Below are 24,258 nucleotides of genomic sequence, written 5' to 3'. Positions count from 1 at the left end.
TAAAAAAAGGTGAGGGACATGGAGCCTCAATATGTATCGACGCCCTTTGGGCGGCGATCAATGACGCTTGGCATGCTGGCAAGCCAGGAAAGCGCCAGCAAGGTCGACCCGGATGCATCGGTCGACAAGTGGAAGATCTTCCGCTCGCTCTGCGAGGCAAAGGATATGATCGGCGTATCCGATCGCGCGCTTGCCGTTCTCAACGCGCTGCTGACCTTCTACCCGAAGAACGAGATTGCCGAGGCCAATGGTTTCGTGGTTTTTCCGTCGAATGAGCAGCTTTCGCTGCGTACGCATGGCATGGCCGGGACGACGCTGCGACGGAACCTGGCGATGCTGGTGGAAGCCGGCCTGATCATTCGGCGCGACAGCCCGAACGGCAAACGGTTTGCCCGCCGCAACGGCGAGGGTAAGCTTGGCGAGGCCTTTGGCTTCAGCCTGGCGCCCCTTCTAGCACGCGCCGGCGAGATCGAAGCGCAGGCGGCGCAGGTGATGGCCGACAGGCTGGAATGGAAGCGTCTGCGGGAGCGCCTGACGCTCTGCCGGCGTGATATCGCCAAACTGATCGAGATCGCGCTGGAAGAGGAAATAGCGGGCGAATGGATGGAGATGCAGAAGCACTTCAATCTGCTTTCGGCCAGCCTGCCGCGTCGTCCGTCGGCGGCGGAGATGAGGAGCCTCTTGACTGATCTCGAGGCGTTCCGCGAGATGATCATCAAGACGCTGGAATCGAAAACGAAAACAGAAAAAACAGACGCCAATGACAGCCAAAACGGTCGGCACATACATAATTCAAACCCACACCCCACATCTGAACTTGAACCAAGCTTCGAAACGAAGCAGGGCGCGAAGCCGGAGGAAGAACAGCGGACGTGGCGGGAGCCGCCAAAGTCCTTTCCGCTCGCCATGGTGCTGCAGGCCTGCCCCGAGATCGCCGCTTATGGGCCGGGCGGCGGGATCGGCAGCTGGCGGGATCTGATGGCCGCGGCCGTCATCGTCCGCTCGACGCTGGGCGTCAGCCCGAGCGCCTATCAGTTGGCCTGCGATATCATGGGGCCGGAAAACGCCGCCACGGTGATCGCCTGCATTCTGGAACGGGGCGGCCATATCAACTCGGCTGGCGGCTATCTGCGCGATCTGACCCGGCGGGCGGAGCGCGGCGAATTCTCGATCGGGCCGATGCTGATGGCGTTGATGCGGGCAAATGGTCCGCTGGCGAGGCGAACCGGCTGATCATAAAGCCTCGCGCCAGCTGCGCGGTGTAGAAGAAGATGCGGCCTGTCGCTGTGACCTTTATCCGCTTTCTTCCCCACTGCTTTCATTGAAATACACCGTTAACCATGTCATGGTGGCGGAAGAAAACATGCCTTTTGCTTCCATTTGTGAAAAACCGCAAAGCTTTACAATGCGCTATGACATTGACGGTACGATGCTTCAAAACCTGCTTCCAGCTCTTGCTGCGGCAGAGGACGGACTGGCGCGGCTGGACGAGCGTGTGTTGCGCTCGCCGGTCGGCGAGGGATTTGCCGAGCGCAGTCATTTCTTCGATGCTGCCGGAGCGCTGTGGGTCGCCGGCGAACTCGTGCATGTCGAGGATCTAGTTTTGCATGATGCGCATATGGATAGCCGCGCGCCCAGCCACGAGCTGACGATTGCCCATTCGGTGCTGCGGAGCCGTCGGCGGATCTGGACCGGGGACCCTGCCTGGGCCTTCGGCGTGTCGGGCCTTGCAACGCTGACCGCAACCATGGGGGAAGGGGAGGGCACGGCCCAGGAAACCAAAAGCCCGGCCGGCATGGTCGAGCCCGACGATGAGGAGGGGGATGAAGACGGGCCGCTCGCCGCCGAGATGGCGGAGATCGACGCACTTCTTGCCCGCTCGCAAAAGCTCATCGACATCCATACAGGCAAGGCGCCGGCTGAAGAGACAGCGGCAGTATCTACGACCAAGCGTAATGATGACCCGCTCGGCCTGCTTGGCGACGACGAATGGGATGAGGAACAGCGGCTTGCGGAATGGCGAAGCGTGCTGCCATTGGCCGACAGCCTGCCGCCTGTTCTCGGCGCCATCATACTTTTCGAGGCCTGGGACAGGATTGAGCCGCTACGGCGCCAGCATTGGCTCGGTGGTCTTCTGGTCGCAAGTTATCTGCGCGCCCGCGGCAAAGTCGCCTCGCATCTCTTTTCCTTTTACGGCGGGCTGAAGCTGGTGCGCCACGAGCGGCGTCGGGCCCGCGACCGGGCCACACGGCTGCAAGCCTTTCTGGAGGCGATGCATCTGGGCGCTGCGGCCGGTCTCAAGGAAATCGACCGGTTGTCGCTGGCACGCACGCAAATGGAGTTGCGCTATCGCGGCCGCCGTTCGAACAGCAGCCTGCCGGACCTTGCCGATTTCATCCTGTCGCGGCCGATGGTCTCGGCGGCGATGATTGCCCGCCATCTCAGGATTACGCCGCGCGGCGCGCTGAACCTCGTCAATGAGATCGGCATTCGCGAAATCACCGGGCGCGGCCGCTATCGCGCCTGGGGTATCATCTGAAACGAAAGCGGCCGGGTCGTGAACCCGGCCGCTTCGTTTTGAGATGAGCACCCGATCTGCCATCCTGTCACAGAGTGCAGACCGGGGCTCTTGCGCTTCCATTGCCCCCGGAAGCGCGATCCTATTCCCGCTCGCCTGTGAAGTTGAGCAGAAGCTGGAAGATGTTCACGAAGTTCAGGTAGAGCGAGAGCGCACCGAAGACGGCAAGCTTCTGGTTCGATTCCTGATCGTAATTTTCCGAATATTGTTCCTTGATGTTCTGGGTGTCGTAGGCGGTCAGCCCGACGAAAACGACGATGCCGATCACAGAGATCGCGAACTGCAGCGCGCTCGAACCCAGGAAGATGTTGACGATGCCGGCGATGATGATGCCGAAGAGGCCCATCATCAGGAACGAGCCCATTCTGGAGAGGTCACGCTTCGTCGTGTAGCCGTAGAGGCTGGTGGTCCCGAACATGGCGGCGGTGATGAAGAAGGTCTGGGCGATGCTCGTCTTGGTGAAGACCAGGAAGACGGATGCAAGCGACAGGCCCATCACGGCGCAGAAAGCCCAGAAGGTAATTTGCGCGGTGCTCGCCGACATCGTCTGGATGCGGAACGAGAAGAAGAAGACGAAGGCGAGCGGCGCCAGCATCACCACCCATTTCAGCGGCGAGCCGAAGATCGGGACATAAAGCGCCGGGGTCGAGCCGACGATGAAGGCGACGATGCCTGTTATGACGAGGCCAAGGCCCATATAATTGTAGACGCGCAGCATATGCTGGCGCAGACCCTCGTCGAACAGGGTTTGGGCGCCGGGAACGGCACCGTAACGGGGATTGATCGGGTTCATGCTGATCTCCTCGGTTTGAACTAGTAGAGAGAACGGGCAAGCCGTTCGGCTGCCTGGTCGAGATTGAGGCCGCTATCCTCGGCGATCAGCGCATAGGCGACCTCACCGATCTGCCAATAGGCGGCTTCTGCCTTTTCGAGCGCGAGATGGCTGACCGGCTGGACCTCGAAGGCGCCCGGCCGGACGGCGAAAAGCGACAGCCGTTTTCCGTCCGGCACCGCGATCGCCATCTCGACGCTGGGACCGAATTCGGATGGGAATATCTGCACGTCGACGACCTTCCAGTCTTTCGGCAATTCGGGCACGACGATCGCGGTGGCGGCGCGGATGTCCTCGGCGCTGAAGATGGTCGGCGTCTGCGCCGGCATCGAGGCGCGCAGGGTGGCGGTCTGATAGGCGCGGACGGCATCCTCGACATAGGCGGGTGCAGGGACGGAAGCCGCCACCTCAGTCGCCGAGAAGGCGCCGAAGGAATTGTGCGCCACCCAGCCTGCGGTGATCAGAATGGCGACGGCGGCAATGCGCTGCATCGAGTGGAAGATGCGGCCATAGGAAAGGCCACGCTCCAGCCGGCGGGCGGCATCGCGGGTCTCGGGACGGCCGAAGGCGCTTTCGCCGGCAAGCGCCAGGCGCAACTCACCCTTCATGCTGAGATCGGCCATCACCTTGGCGGCAATCGCCGGGTGGTCCGAAAGATAGGACTCCACCTGGATGCGGCGGGCGACATCGAGCTCGCCATCCACATAGGCGTCGAGATCGGCATCGACGATCGGATCAACTGCTTTCATTGCCGTTCCCTCCGATTAATCGCAGATGCGAAACGCGCGGCGTCTTCTCCTCGAATTCGCGCAGCTGCGCGCGGGCGCGGGAGATGCGCGACATCAAGGTGCCGATCGGAATGCCGAGCGCATTGGCGGCTTCCTGATAGGAAAGATCTTCGATCGCCACGAGATGCAGCGCCTCGCGCTGTTCCTCCGGCAGATCGAAGAAAGCATCGCGCACCTGCTGCAGACGTACGGCATGTTCCTGACCAGCAGGCAAGGACTGCTCGGCTTCGACAGCCGCTTCATCGTGGCGGCGCGTCAGCGACCGGTTCTGGCGAAGGCGATCGATATGGGCATTGTGCAGGATGGAAAGCAGCCAGGTGCGCAAGTTGCCGCCGCTGCGGAAGCTCTTTCGCTTCTCGAAGGCGCGCACCAGCGCATCATGCACCAGATCCTCCGCCTCGTCCGAATTGCGCACCAGCGCGCGCGCATAGCGCCTCAGCGCTGCGAGCTGTCCGATAACGTCGAAGGGGCGGTCTTTGCGTTCCATGAGTGAGTATACGCAAGCGCGCCGGATTTTATTCCCGGCACGGCAAAAAAATCGCGCCGGCAGAGCGATCGCCGCCGAAGATCCGGCCGAGATGCGATGAGCGCCTCAAATCGGCGATTGTTTATGACAATTATATGACTGATCATTCCCCCGCTGATTTGAGGGGAAGATACGAAATGAAAGAAAAGAAGCGGGTCTACGAGGCTCTCGTGGACGGCGCCATGGAAGGACTGACGGGTGAGGCGCTTTATGATTTCGTCAAGATGCGTTGTCCGAAGGCCACCAGCAAGAAAATCGTCCGGGCTTCGCTTCTCGCTCTGACCGATCCCCATCTCAAAGACCGCAACATTCTCGACGTCATCTATGCGCTGGCGATCAAGCATCGGCTTGATGACGGCGTGCTTGATGACGGCGACGAAGAGGAGCCGGACGAGCCGGCTCCGTTCTCCCAGGCGGTCAAGCAAGACATCTCCCGGCTTTCCTGAGACGGTCAGCGGCCGTCCGATAATTGCTCGAGGATCGGACAATCCGGTCGATCGTTGCCGTGGCAGGCATGCACGAGATGCTCCAGCGTGCGGCGAAGTTCCGTCAGCTCGCGGATCTTGCGATCGATCTCGCCGAGCTTGGTCTCGGCGATATCCTTGACGTCGGCGCTCGCCCGAGCCTTGTCCTCATAGAGCGCCAGCAATTGCCGGCATTCCTCGACGGAAAAGCCGAGACCGCGCGAGCGCTGCAGGAAACGCAGCTTGTGAACGTCGCTCGCAGCATAGTCACGATAGCCGTTTCCGCCCCTTTCGGGGCGGATGAGGCCGATATCCTCGTAGTAGCGGATTGTCTTCGAAGGCAGGCCGGACCGCTCAGATGCTTCGCCGATGTTCATTGCCGTCTCCTATAATTTTGCGAATCGCAACCGCAGCGCATTTGCTATCACCGACACGGACGAGAGGCTCATTGCCGCCGCCGCGATCATCGGCGACAGCAGCAGGCCGAAGACCGGATAGAGCACGCCGGCGGCGACTGGAACACCGAGAGCATTATAGCCGAAGGCGAAACCGAGATTCTGGCGGATATTGCGCATCGTCGCCTCCGCCAGCCGCCGCGCCCTGACGATGCCGTTGAGATCGCCCTTCACCAATGTAATGCCCGCACTTTCCATCGCAACATCGGCGCCGGTGCCCATGGCAATGCCGACATCGGCCGAAGCGAGGGCCGGCGCATCGTTGACGCCGTCGCCGGCCATGGCGACGACGGCGCCTTTGGCGCGCAATTCCTCGATCAGCGCCTTCTTGCCTTCCGGCAGGACGTCGGCGCGGACCTCGTCGATGCCGAGGCTCTTTGCCACCGCGCGTGCCGTGCGCTCGTTGTCGCCCGTCGCCATGATGATCTTCAGCCCGCTGTCGTGCAGCGCCTTGATGGCGGCGGCCGTTGTCAGCTTGATCCGGTCGGCGACGGCGACGAGGCCGGCAAGCGTACCGTCGAGCGTCACAAACATCACCGTCTTGCCATCGCCGCGCAGGGCTTCGGTCTTCTCCGACAGCGCTGCGGGGTCGATGCCGAGATCGGCGAGCATTGCCGCATTGCCGAGCGCGACCGGCGTGCCGCCGGCGAGACCCTTCACACCCTTGCCAGTCTTTGCCTCGAAGCCGGTGACGTCGACGAAGGGGACGCCGCGCTCTTCGGCGCCGGAAACGATCGCTTCGGCCAGCGGGTGTTCGGAACCGCGCTCCAGGCTTGCTGCCAGCGACAGCAGCCGGCTTTCCTCGATGCGGCCGACGGCAACGATGTCGGTCAGAACCGGCTTGCCTTCGGTCAGCGTGCCTGTTTTGTCGACGATCAGTGTATCGACCTTGGAAAAGCGTTCCAGCGCTTCGGCATCCTTGATCAGCACGCCTTCCTGAGCGCCGCGCCCGGTCGCGATCATGATCGACATCGGCGTGGCAAGGCCGAGCGCGCAGGGGCAGGCGATGATCAGTACGGCGACGGCGGCGAGCAGCGCATTGGCCAGGCTCGGTTCTGGCCCGATCGCGGCCCAGACGACGAAGGCGAGGATGGCGGCGGCAACGACAGCCGGTACGAAGACGGCCGATACCCGGTCGACCGCGCCCTGAATCGGCGCCCGCGAGCGCTGCGCCGTGGCGACCATGTCGACGATGCGCGACAGCACCATGTCCGCGCCGACCTTCTCGGCCGCCATGACGAGCGACCCATTCTTGTTGATCGTGCTGCCGGTCAGAGCATCGCCCTGCGCTTTTTCGACAGGCAGGGGCTCGCCGGTAATCATCGATTCATCGACGGTCGACTGGCCCTCGAGGACGGAACCGTCTACCGGGATGCGTTCGCCGGGACGCACGCGCAGCCGGTCGCCGGTCTGGATTTCCTCAACCGGCAGGTCGCTTTCGCTGCCGTCGGCAGCGATCCGCCGCGCCCTCTTTGGCGCAAGGTCGAGCAGCGCGCGGATCGCCGAACCGGTACGTTCGCGCGCCTTCAATTCCAGTACCTGGCCGACGAAGACGAGCGCGACGATGACGGCCGCGGCCTCGAAATAGACCGGCACGGCGGCGCCATGGCCGCGGAAGCTCATCGGGAAGATTCCGGGCGCGAGCGTGGCGACGAGGCTGTAGACATAGGCGGTGCCGACGCCGAGACCGATCAGCGTCCACATGTTCGGGCTGCGATTGACGAGAGACGCCCATGCACGTCGGAAGAAGGGCAGGGCCGCCCATAGCACCACAGGTGTTGCCAGCAACAGCTCGATGTAACTCGCCTGCGGTTCGCCGATCGCTTCACGGAGCGGCAGGCCGAGCATCGGCCCCATGCCGAGCGCCAGCAGCGGCAGCGCAAGGATGGCGCTGACCCAAAGCCGTCTGGTGAAGTCCACAAGTTCCGGATTCGGGCCTTCATCGGCGGGAGGAATACCCATCGGTTCCAGCGTCATGCCGCATTTCGGGCAGTCGCCGGGACGGTCGCTGACGACCTCAGGATGCATCGGGCAGGTATAGAGCGTGCCCTTCGGCGCCGGCTTTGCTGCCGGGCGGTCGCCGTCGCGATAGGCCGTGGGGTCGGCTTCGAACGTCGTCTTGCAGCCGGCCGAGCAGAAATAGAATTTCTCGCCCTCCACCTTCAAGAAATGTTCTGCCGTCGAACGATCGACGGTCATGCCGCAGACAGGGTCCTTCGCTGTCAGGTAATCCTGAGGTGCGGCGGCAAATTTCGTCCGGCAGCTTTCGGAGCAGAAATGGTAAAGGCGGTCAGCATGGGTAAGCGAGGGCTTCCCGGCTTCCGGATTGACGGTCATGCCGCAGACGGGGTCACGAATGACCGTGTCGGCGACCTTGCCCCGATCATGGCTGCAATGGCTGTGATCATCATCGCCATGGGCGTGGCCGTGGTGGTGGTGTTTTGTGTTCACGCTTGTCTCCTATGCCCGCAGGGCAGTTGGAGAGACTTATCGACCTTCCAGCAACTGGAAGGTCAAGCGCTAATTTCGGCGAGATCTTCAGATCGGGCTGATAAGCCCGACCGGCTGGCTCCCGAGCAGGGCAGAGACCGAAATGCTGCCGCCCGGCTCGATCGTCTTTCCGATCAGCAGGTCCGCCTTCAGGCCGTGAAGCGGGGAGGGGACGGCGATGGTCGTGTCCTCCCAGAATTCAGGACCGGCAAAAAGCACGCCCGGGTCGAGCCAGCCGAACATCAGCCGCGGCGCGGCGACGATTGCGAAATCGCCATCCTGCACCCGGGCAAAAGCGAGCAGATGGTCGCGCCGGCTGCCCGTGACCTTCAACGGCAGATAGTCGCCTTTCGAAAACAGAGCCGGCTGCCGCCGGCGCAATTGCAGGCCGATCCCGATGATGCGCTGCTTCAACGCCGCCGCCTGGAGCTTGGCGATCGGTCCGGCTTCGTCAAGCCAGGCAGCCAGCTGTTCGTGGTCGGCAGGTCGGCGATTGTCGGGATCGACGAGACTGAAATCGAAACCTTCCGCGCCCTGGTAAATGTCCGGAATGCCCGGAGCCGTCAGCTTGAGCAGCGTCTGCGACAGGCTGTTGACGTAGCCCGCCGCAATGAAGGGCTGCAGCACCCTTTCGAAATCTTCGAGGAAAGCGTCATTGTCCGGCGACAGCAGCGCCGCGGCATAGCGCGTGATGGCCGCCTCATAGGCGTCATCCTGTTCGGTCCAGGCGGTGCGCAATTTCGCCTCGCGCACCGCCTTGACCGCGTAGCCGGCAAAGCGGTCGCTAAGCTCTTCCATCTGTCCTTTGTCGAAATCCTCCGGCCAGACGCCGGCAAGCGCCTGATAGAGCATCCATTCGGTATTCGGCTCCGGCGCCACGCCATTGGGGAGATCCTGCAGCCACGGCTGGTTCATCTCGCGCCACCGCGCCACCGCCTGGGCAAAAACATCCGCGCCCTCGCTCAAGGCATAAAGCCTTGCGCGCGCATCCTCGCCGCGCTTGGTGTCGTGGGTGGCCGTTGCCGAAAGCCCATGCGGCTGCAGCCGCGCGCGTTCGGCCATGCGGCGATGGAAGCCGTCCGGGCCCTCCGGCGGCTTGCCCGGTTCGCTGCCGACCTCGTTTGCGGCAAGCAGCCTGTTATAGCGGTAGAACAGCGTATCCTCCATCGCCTTCGCCATGACCGGCCCGCTCAACTGCTGGAAGCGGATCCGGAATTCGTGGGCCGCATCGCCGTCGATCTTGCCTTCGAGAAGCTTCAGCACATGATCGAGCGCCCGCCGGTCATCGAGCTCTGCCATGACTTGTGATGCGGTCACGGCAAGGACGGCCGAATCCTGCCAGGAAAGCGGACCGCCGTCGCCATAGGTACGATAGACGGGAAAGGCGATCAGCAGCGCGCCGACCGCGGTGGCGATCTCTGCGCTGCTGAGGTCGGGAAAGACATCCGCCGCGATCGCTACCAGCCGGCTGGTTTCACCGGCGAAATTGCACTCCACCATCTGTTGCCTGGCAAGCCTCCGGCCTTCTTCGGGATCAGCCGTCTCGCCGGCAAGGCCGCGATAGGCATCGTCCAATAGGCGCAGTCCGCCGGCGTCGATGAAGAGTTCGTTCAGCGCGGCGATGAATTCATATCCTGTCGTGCCGGCAACCGGCCAGCTCTCCGGCAGCACCTCGCCGCCCCCGAGGATCTTTTCGACGACGATATAGGTATCGGCTCCGACCGCTGCCCGAAGCCTGTCGAGATAGGCCTTGGGTTCGGCGAGCCCGTCGACATGGTCGATGCGCAGGCCCTGCAGCTTGCCCTGGCGCACCAGTTCGAGCACCAGTCGATGCAGGTCTTGAAAAACCGGGGGATCTTCGACGCGAGTGCCGACCAGGCCGGTCACCTCGAAAAAGCGGCGATAACTCAGATGCCGTGCCCCTTCCTTCCAATGGCTCAGGCGCCAATGCTGTTCCTCATGCAGGCTTCTCAGAAACTCATGATCGGATGAGACGTCCTCGAGTTTTTGCCGGAGGATCGCCCGATCGCCGCCTTCGAAGAGAATATCGCGCAGCGCACGGGCAAAATCCGCGCTCGATGTCACGGCCGCCTCCGCCATTCGCATGGCGACCGGATCGTCGAGACGGTTGGCGAGCGCACCGTAGCTGCTGGGGTTCAGCGGCAACAAGGTCTGGAAGTAAGCCAAGGCGAAGTTGCCGTGTATCTCGTCGAGCACGAGCCGCAATTCGCCTGCAGCCAGTGCCTCTTCGAAAGGCTGGCCGAGCTGGGGCAGGGTCAGCGGTTCGCGCCAGTGGATGTCGAAATGACCGGCATAGGCGCTCTGCCGTCCGAATGTCAGCACGTCGCGCCACCAGCCGTTTTCCGGCGAGGCGGCCATATGGTTCGGGACGATGTCGAGGATGAGGCCCATGCCCGCCGCGGCGAGGCGTTCCGTCAGCCGGTCGAAGCCTGCCCGGCCGCCGAGCGCCGGGTCGATCTCGTTGGCGTCGGTGACATCATAGCCATGGGTCGAACCGCTGACGGCGGTGAAGATGGGTGAGGCGTAGAGGTGGCTGATGCCGAGCGTCTTGAGATAGGGAATAAGGCCGCAGGCGCGATCGAAGGTCATGCCATTGCGGAACTGTATCCGGTAGGTCGCTGTCGGAAAAGTCATGAGGCCGTCTGACGTTGGAGGGAGACCCTTTCCAACGGTTGTCGCCGGGCTTTTGTTCCCTCATGGCGCCGCCTTACGCGCTAGTCGATGAAGACGCCGACGCTCGCGGCTCGTCCGGCCGAATCGATGACGGTCAGCTTCGAATAGCCGCCGCCGTCGGGCTGCCATTGCTGAGTGCGCCGGCGCGAGAGGTCAGGGAGCGGCTTGCCGTTGGCAAGCCAGCGGAAGGGCGCGCGGCCGCCTTGCAGCTTCAGCATCAACGGCGACAGATCGCCGCCTTTTGCGCCGAGATCGATATGGGCGCCTTCGGGCGGATAGACGATCTGCGGCGCGGGTTCGCGCCCGGAGGCGACGAGCAGACCGCTGGCATTCAGCGCAAAACGCCGCTGGCTGATCGGCAGCTCCGATTGGGCGATGCGCACGGCCCCGGCCGGGGGCCGCGGCAAGGGTGTCGTGGCGATGCCTGATTTGGCGAATGCTTCGAACAGGATGGGTGCTGCGGTGCCGTAGCCGGTCAAGCCGGGCACGGCGCTGTTGTCGGGCCGCCCGACCCAGACGCCGAGCACATAACGTCCGTCATACCCGACCGACCAGGCGTCGCGATAGCCGTAGCTCGTGCCGGTCTTGTAGGCGATGCCGCGCTGCGGCGCGCCGGCGGGAGGGATGACGCCGGAGAGAATATCGGCGACGTTCCAGACCGCGACCGGCTCGAGCAGCGGTTCGCCGTCGAGCTTGCCAGGGGTGCCGGTGATGCCATCGCCGAGCCTTGCCGGCCGGCCGCGATCGGCGAGCGCCGTATAGAGCTGCACCAGATCCTTGAGCGTGATGCCGACGCCGCCAAGACCGATCGCCAGTCCCGGCGTCTCGCTCGGCGGCAAGGCCGGGCGCACGTCGGCGCGGCGGAAGCGCACCAGCAGCCGCGACGGCCCGACGGCGTCGAGCAGCTTGACGGCCGGAACGTTCAGAGACAGCTGCAGCGCCTCGCGCACGGTGACGTCGCCCTGGTAACTCATGTCGAAATTGCGCGGCCGGTAGCCGAAGAAGTCGGCCGGGCGGTCCTCGATAATGGTCTCCTGGGAAACAAGGCCCTGTTCGAAGGCGAGCCCGTAGATGAAGGGCTTCAGCGTTGATCCGGGCGAGCGGTTGACGCGCGTCATATCGATCCAGCCGGAGCGGCTGGCGTCGAAATAATCGGCCGAGCCGACCTCGCCGACGATCGCGCCGGTCTGGGCATCGGCCATGACCATGGCGAGCGAAAGCTTCGGTCCGAGCTTCATTGCCGCGGCCCGGGCGACCGCTTCCAGCCCTTGCTGCACCTGCTTCCTCAAGGTCGTCTGATGCTTGAGCACATCAGGCTCCTTGCGAAGCGCCGCTTCCGCGACATGGGCGGCCAGTGCCGGCAGCTGCATGCGCCGCATGGGGACGGCAACCGCCTCGGCCCGCTCCGCTTCGCCGTCGCCGACCGCCTCGGCCACCGCGGCGCGATCGAGCACCCGTTTGCGCGCCTCTTGCGCCGCCTGGAGATTGCGGTCCGGCCGGCGCCGTTCCGGCAATTGCGGCAGGGCGACGAGCAGCGCGGCTTCGGCGACCGTCAGGCGCCGCGGCTCCTTGCCGAAATAGGCGAGACTTGCGGCGCGCACGCCTTCCAGATTGCCGCCATAGGGCGCATGCGTGAGATAGAGATCGAGAATCTCTTCCTTCGACAGCCGCCGTTCGATCTGCACGGCGCGGACGAGCTGCAGGAGTTTTGCCGAAAACGACCGTTCCGCGCGCGGCTCGATCAGCCGCGCCACCTGCATCGACAGCGTCGAGGCGCCGGAGACGATGCGGCCATTGCGGACGAATTGCAGGCTGGCCCGCCCGAGGGCCCAGGCATCGACGCCGCCGTGATCGTAGAAACGCTGATCCTCATAGGCAACAAGCATGCGCAGGAATTGCGGATCGACATCGGCGACCGTCGTCTTCAGCCGCCAGCGGCCTTCGGCGGTCGCGAAGGCGCGCAGCAACTGCCCGTCGGCATCCAGCACCTCCGGCGAAACCATGCCCGCTTTGTCGAGCGGCGGCGGAAAGGCCTTGTCCGCGGCGTCGAGCGCAAGCAGAGCCGCGCCGGCAACAACGATGCCGGCGGCGGATCCGATCGCAATCTTGCGCCACAGCCTCATTGTTGCGCTGCCACGACCTCCATCTTGCCGGTCGCCGTGCGGGCCGAAAGCTCGGGTCGATACATGTCTTCGACGCTTGCGGCCGGATGGTCGTAGGTGCCGGGAGTGACGGCGCGCACGACATAGGCGACGTTGAATTCCCGTTCGTCGCCCGGCGCGCGGTTGAAGGCAGCGACGAAACGATCGTAACGGAATTCGGTATGGGCGGCGGAGATTTCGCCGATCCAGTCGAAGTTCGTCATCTGGGCGCTGTCGACGAGGTTCGGATTGTCGATCTCGAAACCGGCCGGCAGCAGATCGGTGATGACGATGCGCGATTGCCAGTCGTTGGTCTCGCGCACATGGATGACGACGACATAGCGTTCGTTCTGCTGCGCCTCGCTGACATTCGCCTCTTCGCCGTCGAGCGTGTAATAGCTGCGCTCGATGAGGAAGCCGTCGCCGCCGGCCGGCAGCGGCACGGTCGGAGCGGCAACGGTGGTGACGACAGCCGAGACCGCATCGTTGGTCTGGTTGGTCAAGGTCAGCGGATGGTCGGCGAGCGCCTCGCCGGTCATCCGGGCCATGTAGGCGCCGGTGTGCGGCGCGCCATTGACGTCGACCTTCAGGCCGTCATCCCCGCCCTGGATGGCGCGGGCGGCAAGCAGCATCCAGCTTTCTTCCTGGGTGCTCTTGTATTTGCTGCGGCCCCATTCCTTGGCGACGGCCTTGGCAAGATCCGGCACCACAGGCGGCACCGGCCGGCTTTCGGCGGCAAGCGCCAGGATCGCCGCGCCGTCGCGCAGGATCGTGCCGTAATCGGTACGCGACAGGTTCACGCGCGACACCATGGACTGCTGCGACATCTGCAGCGCGTCGACGAAAATGTTCTTCGAGCGCTGGGCGTCGCCGTAGAGCGCCAGTGCGGCGGCTATATGCGCCTTGGCGAGCGGCGTCGGGAAGTCGTTGATCATCGTATCGGCGTAATAACGCAGATCGCTGATCGCCGCCTTCTTGTTGCGGGCGAGCACATAGATGGCATAGGCGATCTGGTCGCCCTGGCCCTTGATGTCGGTGGTGTAGGAGAGCGTATTCTGCAGGTTTTCGAGTGCCTGCACGAAGGCCCGTTCCGGCACGTCATATTTCATTTCGCGGGCACGCGTCAGGAAATCGGTGACGTAGGAATCGAGCCAGACGTCGCCCGAATCCGGCCCCCAGAGGCCGAAGCTGCCGGCCGAGGCCTGGTAGGAGAGTACCCGGTAGATCGCGTCCTGCACGCGCTTGTGCACGTCGTCGTCGTTTTCGATGCCGGCTTGCTTCGCCACTTCGGCGAAGTAGAGCAGCGGCAGCGCCCGGCTGGTGGTCTGCTCGGCGCAGCCGAAGGGATAGCGGTCGAGCGTCATCAGCAGCGCCGGAACGTCGAAGGCGGCCGAACGGGTGACGTTGACGCTGATGGCGGCCCCGGGCAGCACGCTGTCGGCCAAAAGGTTCTTGTCGACGGTGAGCTTGGCCCCCGGCTTCAGCGCCAGCACCCTGCGCTGGGTGATCGGCAGGGACGACGGGCGTACCGGCACGTCGACGGTCTGGTCGAGCGACAGGCCGGAGGCGTCGGAGAGGTTGATCGAGACGCTGCCGGGGCCCGGCTGTTTGCCGATCAGCGAAAGCGTCAGCTCCGTCTTTGCGCCGGCCTCGAGGCGGATCGTCTGCGCGGCCGAGGCCTGCTCGATACCGACCGCCTCATTGCCGGTCAGCTGCAGTTTGAAGTCGCCGGCCGGCGCATCGGTATTGGCGATGTCGAGGCGCAAATTGGCCTTATCGCCGGGGGCGAGGAATTTCGGCAGGCTGGCGGTGATGACGACAGGGTCCCGGATGATGACATCCTTGACGCCGTGGCCGACGCCGCTCTTCGACCAGGCGACCGCCATGACGCGGGCCGTGCCGTTGAATTGCGGAATGTCGAAGGAAACCTTGGCCTTGCCTTCGGCGTCGAGCTTCACCGGACCGGAGAAGAAGGCGACGAGCTTCTGCGTCGGCGGGCTGGCCTGCAGCGCAATGGCGCCGCCGTCGCCGCCGGTCCTGAGCTTGCCGGTCGCACCCAGCGAACCGTCGATCAGACGGCCATAGAGGTCACGGATTTCAAGGCCGAGCTGGCGCTGACCGAAATACCAATCCTCGGGATTGGGCGGTTCGTAGCGCGTCAGGTTGAGAATGCCGACATCGACGGCGGCTACCGTGACATAGGCATCCTCATTGGTGCCCGCACCGGCCACCTGCAGGCCGATGTTCAACGGTCCGCGCGGCAGCATCTTTTCCGGCGTGTCGAGCTTGACCTGCAGCGCGCGTTGTTCGGGATCGACCTTCAGCCATTTGATGCCGATTGAGCGCATCGGCATGTGGCTGTCCTGCGCGTCGCCGGGGCGGAAGAGTGTCGCGGTCACATAGGCGCCGGCGCCCCAGTCCGCGGTGCCCGGAATGTCGACCTCGCCGCCGGTCTCGCCGATCGCGGCATTCTGTACGGCGACGAGCTTTTCGGTTCCGGCCGTTACCATCAGCTGGCCGCCGTAGCGCGAGGTGACCTTCAGCTTGGCCGTCTCACCGATCTTGTAGCTGTCCTTGTCGAGGGCGATTTCCAGGCCGTCGGGCGTTTCGGTCGACGTCGAAGTGACGAACCAGCCGGCGTCGAATTCGACGCTCGAGGTCGCACCGTCGGCATCCGGGTTTTCCACTTCGAGACGATAGCGGCCCCATTTCACCGGCACCGAAATCTTGCCGCCGTCCATCGTCGCGTCGACGCTGCCGTTGGCGACCTGCTCGGCGGTATAGACCGGCTCGTATTTCCACGCCGTTCCCTCGCGATACCATTGGTATTCGCGGTTGAGGCTGTAGAATTTCCAGCGCAGGCCCTTGGTTTCCTGCTTCTTGCCGTCGGCATCGACGCCGATCACCGTGAAGTTGGCGATCGAATTCTCGGGCAGCTCGTCGGAAAATTCCGGCTTGATGCCGATCGTCGCCCGCTCGCTCTTGACCGGAATGACAAGCGAGCGCTCGATGGCGCGTCCGCCTGCTTCCTGCATTCTCACATAGACGGTGGCGTTGAGCAGCTGCGTCGTTGCCGGCAAGTCGACGACGGTCAGATCGGTCGTAGCTTCGCCGTTCTCGTCGAGCACCGGCAGATCGTCGATCGGCAGGCGGGAATCTTCGTTCGCTTCTTCGTCGGCGAGCCCGAACAGGAAGCCCTTATAGGCGGCGCTCTCACGCGTCGGCTTGACGACGACGTCGCCTTCGAGCGTCAGCCCGACCGCCGGGGCGCCATAGAGATACTTGCCCGAAATGGCGATATGCGCCGGCGTATCCGGGCCAATTTCCTTGGCCTCGGTCTTGATCTCCATGTCGGTGCGATCGGGCACAAAATCATCGACGAGGAACGTTTTGCTGGCGATCGCGCTGCCCTTCGGATCGGTATAGATGTTCATCGTCCAGGTGCCGCGCATGGCGTTTTCCTGGGTGGCGAAATCGACGGAATAACCGCCGAGATTGCTGGTCTGGCTGACGATCCGCCGGTCTTCGACGCCGTCCGGGCGGCTGAAGATGAAGGTGAGCGGCAGGTTCTCGATGGCATTGCCGTCGGTGTCGCGGGCAAGCGCCTGGGCATGCACCGTCTCGCCGGCGCGGTAGATGCCGCGTTCGGTGAATGTCAGAACGTCGATCGCGCCGGGTGCGGCGCGGCCGGTGACACCACGGTCGGAAAGGTCGAAGCCGGCGCGGGTCATGTCGAGGAAAACATAGTCCGACGTGCCGTTCTTGGCAGCGATGACGGCGGGGGTCAGCGCCGCCGTGCCGCGGATCAGGCCGGCAGTGAAGGTGGCGCGGCCGTTTTCGTCGGTCGTCGCGGTGCCGAGCACTTCATTGTTCTTGGCGAGCAGCTGCAGCTCGACGCCAGCCATCGGCTTGGCCGAGGCAAGCGAGCGGGCAAAGACGTTGAGCCCGTCGGTGCCGGCATAGGTGGTGATGCCGATATCGGAGACGAGGAACCATTGCGTCGCCTGCGAATCCCACTCCTGTGCCGGGGCGTTCGGCGCCGTCGCGGTCAGCACGTAGATGCCGGGCTTGCGCTCCGGCAGCGCCTCGTCGACCGGGAAGCTGGTGACGATGTCCTTGTTGAGGTCGTTGGCGATGTCGATCGAGCCCTGCCAGACCAGTTCGCCGTTCTGATCCTCGATGTTCTGGGCGCTGTAGCCGTCGAGCTGGCTGAGGAACTGCGAGTTGGTCAACAGCGGTGCGATGGCGCGATCGCCGATGCGGTAGAGCTTGAGATTGGCCGAGGTCAGGTTGACCGAGACGATGGGAATGCCGCGGCGCGCCGTCGAGGGCAGCACGAAGCTGTCGCCGGTAAACCGCACCATCTGGCTGCGGTCCTTGATATAGACGTCGATGGTAACGGGCTCTTCGAGCGCCTCGTCGACCGAAGACGGCAGGCCGGTGCGGAAGGCGATCTTATAGGTCTCGCCATGCGTCAGCCCCTCGAGGCAGATCTGCTTGTCCTTGGTTTCCAGCGCCTTGGGTGCGGCGCCGTTCAGCGTCACGAAGGGCGTGTAGTCGGTGGTCTTGATCAGCGCTTCGGAGAAGGTGACGCAAGCCCGTGGCGTGGCGCTATCGGCGTCGACAGTGTGTTCGGTGATGCGGAAGCCCTGCGTCGCTTTCAGCTGCACATAGGCGGTCTGCACCTCGTCGGAGGCAACTAGCGCCAGGCTCGCCTTGTAGGCATAGAGCGCCGGGCGGTAATTGGCGTTTCGTTCCAGCGCGGTGGCGAGCACGGACAGCGCCTCGGCGCGCTTGGCCTTGGTGCGCGTCAGCTCGTAGCCGTTCAGCGCGTCGAGCACGGCCTGGCCGGTGACGCTGCTCTCGGTGCTGCCGTAGGAAATGGCCGCACGTGCGGTTTCGAGCCAGAGATCGGCATCGCCGGGGGTGATCGACAGCGCGCCGTGGAAGGCTGTCAGCGCGTCCGTCAGATTGTTGGCGGTCATGTCGAGACGGGCGCTGGCCGTCAGGCTGTCGACGCTCTGACCCTGCTGGGCGTCGGTCAGGGCAAGATTGTCCCTGAAGTCATGGGCCTGCTGGATCAGGTCGTTGGTCAGGAAGGTCAGGCGCGGCGGCGCGCCGATATCCGGCTCCTTCTGGGCGGCCGTCTCGACGATCTTGCCGGCGATGGCGCCGGGGAAGGCGTTCATCGTCTTGAAATCGGATTTGAGGAAGCACCATTTCACCTTGGGATTGTAGGTGAAGGCCTTGCAGCTCTTGTCGCCGATGCAGGAGGTCTTGCACTGATCGAGCGAGACGTTCTGCTCGGTGCGAAGATCGAAGCCGAAGAAATCGGCGTCCTTGATCGTCTGGATGTCACGCTTGGTTTCCGCAGCGGCGGCTGGAAAACTGACGGCGATCATGGATAAAAATGCAATGCTGGCGAAAGCAAAGAACGAGCGCACGGACATAGGTTCCCCCCAAGGATACAGGCGATGCTGGCTCTGACCGGCCGCACTCTCCTCACTCCTCACGAGATTGTCAACTCAACTTGAGGGATGTTTCAACTTCGCACAGGCGCTTTCTTCTGGCTGTCACATCAGCGTGAGCAACCGGTTTGTGATTTGCAGCTTTTGCAAGGGTGAGCAAGGATTTGGCCGACCCTCTGGAGGTAGCCCGATGTCCATGTCTTCCAACCGCCGGCGCCTCGCCGCGTTCCTTGCCGTCGCGGCTGTCTTGCTCGGTGCGGATGTAACTGTCGCTGCCGAAGAGGCGGTCGTCATCCCGCCGCCTGAGATCGACGAGGCTGCCGGCTCCGGCACTGAGACCGCCATTTTCGCCGGCGGCTGCTTCTGGGGCGTCCAGGGCGTGTTCCAGCATGTGAAGGGCGTCGAAAGCGCCGTCTCCGGTTATGCCGGCGGCACGGCCAAGACGGCGCAGTACGAAACCGTCAGCACCGGCTCGACAGGTCACGCCGAAGCCGTCGAGGTGAAGTTCGATCCGAAACAGGTCAGCTACGGCAGGTTGTTGCAGATCTTCTTCTCGGTGGCGCACAATCCGACGCAGCTGAATTACCAGGGACCGGACCGGGGCACGCAATATCGTTCGGTGCTGTTCGTCTCCGCAGCAGCGCAAGGTCGCCGAGCGCTATATTGACCAGCTCGACAAGGCGCATGCCTTTCCGCGGCCGATCGTCACCAAAGTGTCCGATGCCGACGGCTTCTATCCTGCCGAAGCCTATCATCAGGACTTCCTGACGCTCAACCCGACCTATCCCTATATCGTCTATAACGACCTGCCGAAAATCGAAAGCCTGAAGTCGCTGTTTCCCGCCAGCTATCGCAGCCAGCCGGTCCTCGTCGGCAAGACCAAGGGCTGATTGGCCGGTCAGGGCATGATGTCGATCGGAGTATGATCTGGGACGCGGGCCCAGATCTCGCTCATTTCCGTATTGGTGACAGCGATACAGCCATCCGTCCAGTCCCACAGGCGGTGGGCTTGCCCGAGCAGGCCCCAGCCATTGGGCAGCCCGTGGATCATGATGCTGCCGCCGGGCGGAAAGCCGTTTGCTTCAGCCGCGCGCTGCTCTTTCGGGTTGGGATAGGAGATGTGCAGGCTCAGATGCGCCATCGATTTCGGATTGCGCCAGTCTATTTCATAAAGGCCTTCCGGCGTCTTCTCGTCGCCTTCGCGTTGTTTGGGGCCGGCATCGGCAGCACCGCCCAGAGAAATTTGATAGGTCGCAATGGGAGCGTCGCCTCTGAGGAGAACCATGCGGCGTTCGGATTTATAGACGCGAATGAGATCAGCGCGTTGTTCCATCGGCGCGACCGGGGGCGGTGAGCCCGAGCCGATCCTGGCCATCACCTTGGTGTAGACAAAAAGGCTGCTGGTCGCGACGGCGAGCACGATAATCTTGGTTCTCAAAGCCGATCCTCAAGCCAATGAATAATCATATCGCGTTATCGTGTCCGCAACCAGAGATGCACCCTCAAGATCGGCGATGGTTTTTGCCTTCGCTGGTGTCCTGTTAAGAATTCATCAACGTTAACAATCTCTTAAATCACAAAAATCGCGTTCCACCGCGGAACATATTGTCAAGTTCGCCGTTACGACAATGAGTTTCGGCAGGCACAGCTGCAGAAGCGGATCCTTCTTTCGAAGTATGTGCGTAACAAGGGGACGTATCATGGCCACCAATGTCGTGCGGCGCTGGCAGCGAGATGATCTCATCAAACAGCGCGTATTGATCGTCGAGGATGAATTCCTCATCGCCCTCGATCTCGGCGCGACGGTGGAAGGCATGGGCATGCAGGTCGTCGGCCTGGCGAATGATCGCGAACAGGCGCTGCGGCTGGCACCGTCGGCCGATATCGCCTTCGTCGACGTCAATCTCGCCGATGGCCCGACCGGGCCCGATCTCGGCAGGCGGCTGGCGCAAGAGCATGGCATCGCCGTCGTCTTCATGACCGGCAATCCAGAGACCGTCGCCGACGGCGTCAAGGGCGCGGTCGGCGTCGTTCAGAAGCCGGTCATGCCCTCGGTTGTCGAACAGCTGGTCAAATATCTTGCCGCGCGCCGCGTCGGCATGTTCGCGGTCGTGCCGGCGCAGATGACGGTTTTCGCCTGATCAGCCGGATAGGGCTGCCAGTTGCGGCTGAGTGCCGGCCTTATCCGCCGCCGGTCGGCCATAGGCTCTGAGAAAGGTACGAACGGCATTGCGGGCCGCCTTTTCCAGTTCCGCGTCGCTCGGCGTTCCCCCGAAAAGGGTCATCATCTGCAGGTCGGCATTGCCGAGCGCGACGAACTGCCGGGCGGCGACGTCGAAATCGTCGATGATGAGCGCTCCTTTTTGCGCCAGCCGTGCGAGAAGCGCGGAAAGCGCGGTCGTCAGCTTGCCGGGCCCGTGCTGGCGCCAGCTTTCGAAGAGATGCGGATAGCGCTCACCCTCCGTCTGCACCAGCTTGCGCAGGAATTTTCCGTCATGGTTGCAGATGCAGTTCTTGTTGAGGCGGATGACGAAGACCGTCAGGTCGTCCTCCAGATTGTCGGCATTATCAGGGAAGGCCGACAACACGGAAAAGAGCATGGCGTTGGCGCGGTTCATGACATCCTCGACGACGGCGACGAACAGCGTTTCCTTCTCGCGGTAGTGATTGTAGATCGTCTGGCGGGAGACACAGGCGACGGCGGCGATCTCGTCGATGCTGGCGGCGGCAAAGCCCTGGCGGCAGAAAACGTCGGCGGCGGCATCGAGGATTGATATGCGCTTGGCACATTGCCCGCGCTGGCTATGCCCCGTCATCCGGGCTGCCGGTATCATGCGATCGTTCATGAGAGCGAAGATAAGACGTCTTGACGTTTTAGACAATGGCGTCTAATTTTACAGATGTGTCCAAATTTATTGACACTCCTGGTTCTGCCGCTGAAGATATGAGCTCTTAACTTCGTCTTCGCGCGAACAATCATCATTGAACCCAGAGCATGCCGAAAAGTGTGAGCGGTTTTCGGGCGACATCATGCTCTAACTCCTTAATGTAGAACAGAATTCAGATTTTAGGCCGGTGGGCCCAAAATCATCCTGTTCTAGGAGCACTGCGGCGAAGCGACGATCCGGCGTCTTCGTTCGCGCTTTTATGAAAGATCATCATTATGACGGCTTCCTTCTTCCGCATTGCCCTCATTCTCGGCCTTTTATCGGCCATCGGTCCCTTTGCCATCGACATGTATCTGCCGGCGCTGCCTTCGATCGGCCAGGATCTGCATGCCGACAATAACGTCACCCAGCTGACCCTTCTCGCCTTCTTCATCTCCTTTGCGCTCTCCCAGCTCGTCTATGGTCCGATCTCGGACATGTGGGGTCGCAAGCTGCCGCTCTATCTCGGTATCGGCCTCTTTGCTGTCGCCTCGATCGGCTGCGCGCTTTCGACCGATATCGAAACGCTGATCGCCTTCCGTTTCGTCCAGGGCATCGGCGGTGCGGCCGGCATGGTCATTCCGCGCGCCATCGTCCGCGACATGCATACCGGCGTTCAGGCGGCGCGGCTTATGTCGCTGCTGATGCTGGTCTTCTCGATCTCGCCGATCCTGGCGCCGTTGACCGGCAGCGCCGTCATCGAATTCTACGGCTGGCGCGGCGTGTTCTGGGCCGTGACAACGGCAGCCTTCATCGGCCTCATCCTGCTTGCCACCCAGCTTGACGAGACCCGCCCGGCCGCCGAGCGCCATGGCAGCGGTCTCGGGAGCGCCATGGCTGCCTACCGGCTGCTGCTGTCCGACCGCAATTTCCTGACGCTGACTTTCATCGGCGGCCTCGGCATTTCGAGCTTCCTCGTCTATCTCGCCAACTCGCCCTTCGTGCTGATCCAGCACTACGGGCTGACGCCGACGCAATACAGCTTCGCCTTCTCGATCAATGCCGTGTCCTTCTTCGCGGTGTCGCAAGCAACGGGCTGGCTCGGCGAGCGTTTCGGCCTGGTGCGCGTCATGCGCATTGCCGTCAGCGCCTTCGCGCTGGCGATGGTCGTCATGGCGGTGGTGATGGCCGCAGGCTTCAATCAGCTGCCTGTCATGGCGAGCTTGCTGTTCATCGGTTACGGCTTCCTCGGGCTCGTCATCCCGACGAGCGCGGTGCTGGCGCTTGAGGATCACGGCGCAATCGCCGGCACCGCCTCGTCGCTGATGGGCACGCTGCATTTCGTCATCGCCGCCGTCGCCATGGTGATCTCGAGCCTGTTCTTCGACGGCACCGCCGTTCCGATGGCTGCCGGCATCGCCGTCTGCGCCTTCCTGGCCTTCGTGCTGACGCAGGCCACGATCGGCCGCCGCGCCGCGGTCGCCGCCGCCGAATGATCCGGACAGGCCGTAGCCGGTTGTCGGTTGCGGCCACCAATCAGGGTTGCAGCACCGGAGAAAATACCTCGCACAATTGAATATTGGTCGATAGCGCTATCTAGGCGTCTAACGACATTGTCATTGCGGAGAATATGCATGGTTGATGAGAAGCGGCTGGTCGCGAAAATCACCTGGAAGCTGATGCCGTTTCTCGGCATCCTTTATCTCATCGCCTATATCGACCGGCAGAATGTCAGCTTCGCCAAGCTGCAGATGGTCGATGCGCTCGGGTTGAGCGAATATGCCTATGGTCTTGGCGCCTCGCTCTTCTTCATCGGCTATTTTCTCTTCGAGGTGCCGAGCAACCTCTTCCTCGACAGGCTCGGCGCCCGTGTCTGGTTCGCCCGCATCCTGGTCTCCTGGGGGCTCGTCACCATCGCGCTCGCCTTCACCCAGAACGCGGCTATGTTCTATATCCTGCGTTTCCTGCTCGGTGTGTGCGAAGCCGGCTTCTTTCCCGGCGTCCTCTATCTGCTGACGCTGTGGTTTCCTTCGGCCTATCGCGGCCGGATGGTCGGGCTTTTCATGATCTTCAGCGCCATCGCCAATGCCGTCGGCGCACCGCTCGGCGGCGCGCTGCTCGATCTCGACGGCCTGTACGGCTTTGCCGGCTGGGAGTGGGTGTTCCTGGCGACCGGTATTCCCGCCGTCATCGCCGGCGTCGTCACCTTTTTCTATCTTCCCGGCCGGCCCGAAAACGCGAGCTTCCTCAGCAGCGAGGAAAAGAGCTGGCTCGAACGAAGGCTCGTTTCGGAAAATGCCGGCATGGACGAAAATGCCGGAAACGGCTTCAAGGCGCTCGTCGATCCGCGCGTTCTCTTGATGGCGCTCTGCTATATCGCCTTTCCGCTGTCCGCCTATGGGCTGAGTTACTGGCTGCCGACCATCGTCAAGGCTTTCGGCGTCAGCAACACGGTGAACGGCTTCCTCAACGTCATTCCCTGGCTGTTGGTCGCCGTCGCGCTCTATGCGGTTCCCGCCATGGCCGACAAGGCGCAATCGAAGACGCCCTATATCGTCGTTCCGGCGTTCATCGGCGCCGCCTGCCTGCTGCTGTCGGCGCTGATCCCGAACCACACGCTGCAATTCGCCTTCCTCTGCGTCGCCGCCGCCGGTATCTTCGCCCCCCAGCCGGTGTTCTGGAGCCTGCCCTCGCGGTTCCTGAAAGGGGCGGGTGCGGCGGCCGGGCTTGCCGCCATCAATTCGGTCGGGAATCTCGGCGGCTTCGTCGCCCAGAACGTTGTGCCTTGGATCAAGGATGAAAGCGGCAGCACGATCGCGCCGATGTTCTTCCTCGCCGCCTGCCTTGCCGCCGGCGCCCTCTTGGTTTTCTTCGTGACGCGACAGCTGTCGAGCCGCGAAGCTGCGGCGGCACCGAGCCGGGTCTGAAGCCGTGTGCTTCAATCTAACCAGGAAA

The 24,258-nt window shown here is 63.1% G+C and carries 16 protein-coding genes and 1 pseudogene; 7 read left to right on the top strand and 10 right to left on the bottom strand.

What is annotated here, in order from left to right:
• Nucleotides 1-18 precede the first annotated feature (18 nt).
• Nucleotides 19-1,233 (top strand): plasmid replication protein RepC, encoded by a 1,215-nt coding sequence (gene repC, locus EFD56_RS09400; protein ID WP_064826292.1) that lies wholly within the window; start codon nt 19-21, stop codon nt 1,231-1,233.
• A gap of 172 nt (nt 1,234-1,405) precedes the next feature.
• Complete coding sequence (locus EFD56_RS09395; RefSeq protein ID WP_085743955.1) at nt 1,406-2,539, top strand: RHE_PE00001 family protein; 1,134 nt, start codon at nt 1,406-1,408, stop codon at nt 2,537-2,539.
• 121 nt (nt 2,540-2,660) lie between these two features.
• Here the strand turns inward: EFD56_RS09395 and EFD56_RS09390 are convergent, their stop codons facing one another.
• From EFD56_RS09390 to EFD56_RS09380, 3 genes are read right to left on the bottom strand one after another with little or no spacing between them, the layout of a single operon-like run.
• Nucleotides 2,661-3,371: a Bax inhibitor-1/YccA family protein gene (locus tag EFD56_RS09390; RefSeq protein ID WP_085743956.1), complete on the bottom strand. Its 711-nt coding sequence runs from the start codon at nt 3,369-3,371 to the stop codon at nt 2,661-2,663.
• Nucleotides 3,372-3,391: 20 nt separating this feature from the next.
• Entirely contained in the window at nt 3,392-4,159 is a 768-nt protein-coding gene (locus EFD56_RS09385) for an anti-sigma factor family protein (RefSeq protein ID WP_010008214.1), read from the bottom strand.
• Nucleotides 4,146-4,685: a sigma-70 family RNA polymerase sigma factor gene (locus EFD56_RS09380; protein WP_016736796.1), complete on the bottom strand. Its 540-nt coding sequence runs from the start codon at nt 4,683-4,685 to the stop codon at nt 4,146-4,148. The genes EFD56_RS09385 and EFD56_RS09380 overlap by 14 nt, the downstream gene beginning before the upstream one ends.
• A gap of 176 nt (nt 4,686-4,861) precedes the next feature.
• On the opposite strand from EFD56_RS09380, the gene EFD56_RS09375 reads away from it, so the two are divergent.
• Complete coding sequence (locus EFD56_RS09375; protein WP_004678501.1) at nt 4,862-5,170, top strand: hypothetical protein; 309 nt, start codon at nt 4,862-4,864, stop codon at nt 5,168-5,170.
• A gap of 5 nt (nt 5,171-5,175) precedes the next feature.
• On the opposite strand, the gene cueR is transcribed toward EFD56_RS09375, so the two are convergent.
• From cueR to EFD56_RS09350, 5 genes are all read right to left on the bottom strand, one after another.
• Nucleotides 5,176-5,565, bottom strand: coding sequence for a Cu(I)-responsive transcriptional regulator (gene cueR / locus EFD56_RS09370; protein WP_004678499.1), 390 nt, complete (start codon nt 5,563-5,565; stop codon nt 5,176-5,178).
• A gap of 9 nt (nt 5,566-5,574) precedes the next feature.
• Entirely contained in the window at nt 5,575-8,094 is a 2,520-nt protein-coding gene (locus EFD56_RS09365) for a heavy metal translocating P-type ATPase (protein WP_126905130.1), read from the bottom strand.
• An 87-nt stretch (nt 8,095-8,181) separates the two neighbouring features.
• A complete protein-coding gene (gene treY / locus EFD56_RS09360; protein WP_085743958.1) occupies nt 8,182-10,788 on the bottom strand; it encodes a malto-oligosyltrehalose synthase in 2,607 nt (868 codons plus the stop codon).
• An 80-nt stretch (nt 10,789-10,868) separates the two neighbouring features.
• A complete protein-coding gene (gene pbpC / locus EFD56_RS09355; protein WP_126905129.1) occupies nt 10,869-12,950 on the bottom strand; it encodes a penicillin-binding protein 1C in 2,082 nt (693 codons plus the stop codon).
• A complete protein-coding gene (locus tag EFD56_RS09350) occupies nt 12,947-18,418 on the bottom strand; it encodes an alpha-2-macroglobulin family protein (protein WP_126905128.1) in 5,472 nt (1,823 codons plus the stop codon). Before EFD56_RS09350 ends, pbpC begins: the two co-directional genes overlap by 4 nt.
• 208 nt (nt 18,419-18,626) lie before the next feature.
• On the opposite strand from EFD56_RS09350, the pseudogene msrA reads away from it, so the two are divergent.
• Nucleotides 18,627-19,326 (top strand): annotated as a pseudogene (gene msrA / locus EFD56_RS09345) (peptide-methionine (S)-S-oxide reductase MsrA).
• 8 nt (nt 19,327-19,334) lie between these two features.
• On the opposite strand, the gene EFD56_RS09340 reads toward msrA, so the two are convergent.
• Nucleotides 19,335-19,811, bottom strand: coding sequence for a L,D-transpeptidase family protein (locus EFD56_RS09340; protein ID WP_406549493.1), 477 nt, complete (start codon nt 19,809-19,811; stop codon nt 19,335-19,337).
• A 325-nt stretch (nt 19,812-20,136) separates the two neighbouring features.
• Between EFD56_RS09340 and EFD56_RS09335 the strand changes: the two genes are divergently transcribed.
• Complete coding sequence (locus EFD56_RS09335) at nt 20,137-20,577, top strand: response regulator (RefSeq protein WP_004673023.1); 441 nt, start codon at nt 20,137-20,139, stop codon at nt 20,575-20,577.
• Here the strand turns inward: EFD56_RS09335 and EFD56_RS09330 are convergent, their stop codons facing one another.
• Nucleotides 20,578-21,318, bottom strand: coding sequence for a TetR/AcrR family transcriptional regulator (locus EFD56_RS09330; RefSeq protein WP_085743961.1), 741 nt, complete (start codon nt 21,316-21,318; stop codon nt 20,578-20,580). It abuts the gene before it with no gap.
• Between the two features lie 281 nt (nt 21,319-21,599).
• On the opposite strand from EFD56_RS09330, the gene EFD56_RS09325 reads away from it, so the two are divergent.
• Together EFD56_RS09325 and EFD56_RS09320 are read left to right on the top strand one after the other, a co-directional pair.
• Entirely contained in the window at nt 21,600-22,799 is a 1,200-nt protein-coding gene (locus EFD56_RS09325) for a multidrug effflux MFS transporter (RefSeq protein WP_004673019.1), read from the top strand.
• Nucleotides 22,800-22,937: 138 nt separating this feature from the next.
• Nucleotides 22,938-24,230 carry an MFS transporter gene (locus tag EFD56_RS09320; RefSeq protein ID WP_085743962.1) on the top strand — a complete coding sequence of 431 codons (1,293 nt, stop codon included), beginning with the start codon at nt 22,938-22,940 and terminating at the stop codon, nt 24,228-24,230.
• Nucleotides 24,231-24,258: the final 28 nt, after the last annotated feature.

This window comes from Rhizobium phaseoli, from assembly GCF_003985125.1.
Taxonomy (GTDB): domain Bacteria; phylum Pseudomonadota; class Alphaproteobacteria; order Rhizobiales; family Rhizobiaceae; genus Rhizobium; species Rhizobium phaseoli.
This window is presented reverse-complemented; position numbering and strand designations above follow the sequence as displayed.

Bases quoted from the DNA above. Each gene is read 5' to 3' on its own strand.
- EFD56_RS09395 (WP_085743955.1), top strand. From the start codon at position 1,406: ATGCGCTATGACATTGACGGTACGATGCTTCAAAACCTGCTTCCAGCT.
- repC (WP_064826292.1), top strand. From the start codon at position 19: ATGGAGCCTCAATATGTATCGACGCCCTTTGGGCGGCGATCAATGACG.
- EFD56_RS09385 (WP_010008214.1), bottom strand. From the start codon at position 4,159: ATGAAAGCAGTTGATCCGATCGTCGATGCCGATCTCGACGCCTATGTG.
- treY (WP_085743958.1), bottom strand. From the start codon at position 10,788: ATGACTTTTCCGACAGCGACCTACCGGATACAGTTCCGCAATGGCATG.
- EFD56_RS09325 (WP_004673019.1), top strand. From the start codon at position 21,600: ATGACGGCTTCCTTCTTCCGCATTGCCCTCATTCTCGGCCTTTTATCG.
- EFD56_RS09380 (WP_016736796.1), bottom strand. From the start codon at position 4,685: ATGGAACGCAAAGACCGCCCCTTCGACGTTATCGGACAGCTCGCAGCG.
- EFD56_RS09390 (WP_085743956.1), bottom strand. From the start codon at position 3,371: ATGAACCCGATCAATCCCCGTTACGGTGCCGTTCCCGGCGCCCAAACC.
- cueR (WP_004678499.1), bottom strand. From the start codon at position 5,565: ATGAACATCGGCGAAGCATCTGAGCGGTCCGGCCTGCCTTCGAAGACA.
- pbpC (WP_126905129.1), bottom strand. From the start codon at position 12,950: ATGAGGCTGTGGCGCAAGATTGCGATCGGATCCGCCGCCGGCATCGTT.
- EFD56_RS09320 (WP_085743962.1), top strand. From the start codon at position 22,938: ATGGTTGATGAGAAGCGGCTGGTCGCGAAAATCACCTGGAAGCTGATG.
- EFD56_RS09340 (WP_406549493.1), bottom strand. From the start codon at position 19,811: ATGGCCAGGATCGGCTCGGGCTCACCGCCCCCGGTCGCGCCGATGGAA.
- EFD56_RS09350 (WP_126905128.1), bottom strand. From the start codon at position 18,418: ATGTCCGTGCGCTCGTTCTTTGCTTTCGCCAGCATTGCATTTTTATCC.
- EFD56_RS09375 (WP_004678501.1), top strand. From the start codon at position 4,862: ATGAAAGAAAAGAAGCGGGTCTACGAGGCTCTCGTGGACGGCGCCATG.
- EFD56_RS09335 (WP_004673023.1), top strand. From the start codon at position 20,137: ATGGCCACCAATGTCGTGCGGCGCTGGCAGCGAGATGATCTCATCAAA.